The following is a 4,097-nucleotide window of genomic DNA, read 5'->3' as shown; positions in this document are numbered from 1 at the left end:
TGGCTTTATTCAGCGAAAATTAAAAACACTCCATTTAGTAACTGAAAATATAAGTTGAAAAGCCTGAAGCAAATATGAGCAGAGTCGAATAATCCTTAGGCTGTTATACATCCTTATTCGAAACTCTTGGCGCCATATGCTGTCATCAAGCTGTCAATTTTCATTCACCAAAAAGTCATACGAAAAACCTATCCTTTCGTTCGAACAAACATTACTCAACTAAAGGTTTCTTACGAAGATGGAACTATCGCCACGACAGGTTGAAATACTCAGGCTGTTAAAAGCAAATGCGGGAAATGTTTCCAGCGCTGAGTTAACTGAACATTTTGCTGTATCTGTGCAAACCATTCGTAAAGATTTGAATGAGTTAAACCAACAAGGGCTAGTCAACCGTGTGCATGGGGGCATCCAACTACCAACCCAAAGTCATAATTTATCGTTCTCTAATCGACAAGTCATTCACCTGCAAGAAAAAAAGCAGATTGCCATTAACTTGGCTGAGTTTCTCCCCGAAGGAGCCAGTATATTTTTAGGCATTGGCACAACTCCGCAACAGTTAGCATTGCAATTACTGCATCACCCGGGCTTAACCGTTGTAACAAACAATCTAAATGCTGCGGTTGCCCTATGCCGCAACCCCAACATTCAAACCTATATGGTAGGGGGGCGAATTCGTGCCACCGACCAAGATGTGGTAGGGGAAGATGCCACCAATTACTTTCGTAAATTTCAGGTGAACTACGGCATTTGTGGTACGGGCGGGATCTCGGCTCAAGGTGACCTATTAGACTTTTCTCCCGAAGAATCTCACCTAACTCAGACGATATTAAAAAACTGTGAGCAACGGATTTTAATCGCAGACCACCACAAGTACTTGCGCAGCGCTCCGCTAAAAAGCGGTCACCTGAAACAAATCGACCGTTTTTTTACCAATCAGTTAGACGCACCTCTCGCTGAGTTATGCCACCAACTTAGTATCAGAGTCCATACCGAAACTCCCCCAGCCGCTGACTTAAGCCAGCATGTGAGGCAACTATGAGCTTTCTCAGAGCCAGTGGATTGGCTAAACACTACCAGCAACAAGTCGCTGTAGCAGGACTAGACTTCGAAGTGAAACAAGGCCAGTTTGTCGCACTGTTAGGCCCTAGCGGCTGTGGCAAATCCACCACTTTAAATATGCTTGCTGGTTTAGAACAACCCACCCGAGGAAAAATTCAACTTCAGCAACAGGACATCACTCACTTCCCCCCTGGCCAACGCCAATTATCGATGGTATTTCAATCCTACGCCCTGTTTCCTCATTTATCGGTGCAAGAGAATATTTTGTTTGGGCTTAAAGCCCGAAAAATAGCCCGTAGCGAACAACAAAAACGTCTCAAACACGCCTTAGAATTAGTCGATCTAGGGCAGCATATACACAAAAAACCGGCGCAACTTTCTGGGGGACAATGCCAACGAGTGGCCTTAGCCCGCAGCATTGTTTCACAAGCGCCACTGTGTTTAATGGATGAACCCTTGTCCAACCTCGATAGTAAACTACGTAATGAAATGCGTAGCGAAATTCGTCACTTACAACAAAGTCTGGGCTTAACCGTTGTCTACGTAACCCACGATCAGGTGGAAGCGATGAGTATGGCTGACCATATAATCTTGCTCAACCGTGGAAAGATAGAACAGCAAGGCAGCCCAGAAAGTTTCTACCAACAGCCACAATCCACCTTTGTGGCCCGCTTCATCGGCCATCCACCAATGAACCTGCTACCCCATGCTGAAGGTATTTTGGGAGTAAGACCCGAACATATTCAACTAGCAGAGCGAGGACATCCGGTACGTGTCCAGCACTGTGATTACCAAGGGCCAAGTACCATTCTCAACGTCAGTATCTGCGACGGTCCCTATCGAGGTGCAGATAACGTTCAATTTTCGGTGTCGGGAAAACAACAGCTTACTTCCGGTAGTCAACTAAAGATCAACTGGGATCCCAATAAAGAACACTCTTTTTGCTCCACTAACGGCCAACGCTTGGCCAGCTCTTATACAAACTTAAAATCCGCTATTTAAAGGAACTAACATCATGCGTGTAAATGTAAAGCAGTGCCTTAGCACCGGACTACTCGGCTTGGTCTTATCCACCACCGCCCAAGCCAAAACTGAACTGACTATGTATTATCCAGTATCTGTCGGCGGAGCCCTTACCAAGGTCGTCGACTCGATGATTGAAGAGTTTGAGGCCAGCCACCCAGACATTGATGTCAATGCAATCTATGCCGGTAACTACAACGATGCACGAGTAAAAGCCTTGGCTGCACTAAACAGTGGCCAGCCCGCTCAACTGTCCGTCATGTTTTCCATCGATGTTCATGAACTAATGGACCTGGATGCCATCGTCCCATTTGACGATGTAGTCTCCACAACAGAAGAGCAGCAGTGGCTTACAAGCTTCTACCCTGCCCTAATGGAAAACAGCATGGTGGAAGGCAAAACCTACGGTATTCCTTTCCAGCGCTCCACCATTGTTATGTATTACAACAAAGATTTATTCCGCGAAGCTGGGCTAGACCCAGAGAAGGCCCCTAGCAGTTGGGACGAACTGATTGAAATGGGTCAGCAACTCACCAAACGTGATAACAACGGTCAAGTAAGTCAATGGGGAGTGATGATCCCTTCAACGGGTTACCCCTATTGGATGTTTGGTGCTTTAGCCAAACAACAAGGCAAAACCTTGATGAACCAACAGGGCAATCGCACCTATTTCGATGACCCCAAAGTGGTGGAGGCTTTAAACTACTGGCATGATTTGGGAAGCAAATATCAAATAATGCCTAGCGGCACCATCGAGTGGGGAACTTTACGCCAAAACTTTTTGGAACAAAAAACCGCGATTATGTGGCATTCAACCGGTAACTTAACCGCAGTTAAAAACAATGCCAAATTTGATTTTGGCGTAGCAATGTTACCAGCTCAGCAACAGTTAGGCTCCCCCACAGGAGGGGGTAACTTTTACATCTTTAAAAAATCCACGCCAGCAGAGAAAAAAGCCGCACTACAACTGGTTCGCTTCATGACATCTCCAGAGCAAGCGGCTAAATGGAGTATCTCAACCGGCTATATGGGCGTTAGCCCTGCCGCCTACCAAACCGCGGAACTACAGCAATACGTGGTGGATTTCCCTGCGGCGGCGGTCGCCCGCGACCAGCTAGATTATGCGACTGCGGAGTTAGCTACCCACCAAGCTGGCAGAGTACGTAAAACGCTGGATGACGCGATTCAAGCTGTATTGTCAGATCAGCTCAGCGCCGAACAAGCTTTAAGTAAAGCTCAGCAGCAAGCTGAACGGATCCTTAAACGTTATCAATAGCCACCAATCAACAGAGCGGCCCAGCCGCTCTTTGTTGGCATCAGGAGCAAAGATGTTTCACTCTCGACAAGTCCAGGCATGGTGCCTACTCGCCCCCGCCTTAGTGCTATTGGTTTGCTTTACTTACTACCCTATTAGCAACACCATTTGGCGTAGCTTATTTGGCTATGGTGTACAAATGGGTGAGCAGTTTAGCAGTGAACACTACCGTTTTTTGCTGGACGATGAGGTATTTTGGCTGGTACTAAAAAATAATCTTCTATATGCCTTAATTACAGTTCCGCTCTCTCTGGCCATCGCCTTAAGCATGGCTCTGTGGGTTAATCAAAAGCTTGCAGGTAAAGCCTGGCTTCGTTTGGCCTACTTTACCCCAACCATGTTACCGATGATTTCAGTGGCCAATATTTGGCTGCTATTTTACAGCCCGGAAATTGGCATACTCAATAAAATACTGGGATGGTTTGGCAGCAGTGGCGTAAATTGGTTAGGAGACCCAAGCGTTGCCCTGTATAGCCTTATGGCTATGAGTATTTGGAAAGAAGCTGGCTTCTTTATGATATTTTATTTGGCTGCGCTGCAAACCATATCGCCCGACCTCTATCGAGCGGCGGCCTTAGACAATGCTTCACGCTGGTATATCTTCCGCCGCGTTACCTTTCCCCTGCTAATGCCGACCACTTTATTTGTGTTGGTCAATGCGGTGCTAAATGCGTTCAAACTAGTGGATCACCTATTCATT

Annotated in this window: 4 protein-coding genes; all 4 read left to right on the top strand. The window is 46.5% G+C overall.

Annotated elements, in window-relative coordinates; genetic code table 11:
* Positions 1 to 238 precede the first annotated feature (238 nt).
* Entirely contained in the window at positions 239 to 1,039 is an 801-nt protein-coding gene (locus ACQY6Q_RS04795; RefSeq protein ID WP_427978505.1) for a DeoR/GlpR family DNA-binding transcription regulator, read from the top strand.
* Complete coding sequence (locus ACQY6Q_RS04790; RefSeq protein ID WP_427978502.1) at positions 1,036 to 2,061, top strand: ABC transporter ATP-binding protein; 1,026 nt, start codon at positions 1,036 to 1,038, stop codon at positions 2,059 to 2,061. Before ACQY6Q_RS04795 ends, ACQY6Q_RS04790 begins: the two co-directional genes overlap by 4 nt.
* A gap of 13 nt (positions 2,062 to 2,074) precedes the next feature.
* A complete protein-coding gene (locus ACQY6Q_RS04785; protein WP_427978499.1) occupies positions 2,075 to 3,358 on the top strand; it encodes an ABC transporter substrate-binding protein in 1,284 nt (427 codons plus the stop codon).
* Positions 3,359 to 3,410: 52 nt separating this feature from the next.
* Positions 3,411 to 4,097, top strand: a 687-nt coding sequence (locus tag ACQY6Q_RS04780; protein WP_427978497.1) for a carbohydrate ABC transporter permease, incomplete at its 3' end; no start/stop codon positions are given.

The sequence above is a fragment of the Agarivorans sp. genome (assembly GCF_050295395.1).
GTDB lineage: Bacteria > Pseudomonadota > Gammaproteobacteria > Enterobacterales > Celerinatantimonadaceae > Agarivorans.
Note: the sequence above shows the minus strand (reverse complement) of the source record. Positions and strands in the feature narration are given on the sequence as shown.

Coding starts and splice junctions, on each gene's coding strand:
- ACQY6Q_RS04795 (WP_427978505.1), top strand. CDS start 239: ATGGAACTATCGCCACGACAGGTTGAAATACTCAGGCTGTTAAAAGCA.
- ACQY6Q_RS04790 (WP_427978502.1), top strand. CDS start 1,036: ATGAGCTTTCTCAGAGCCAGTGGATTGGCTAAACACTACCAGCAACAA.
- ACQY6Q_RS04785 (WP_427978499.1), top strand. CDS start 2,075: ATGCGTGTAAATGTAAAGCAGTGCCTTAGCACCGGACTACTCGGCTTG.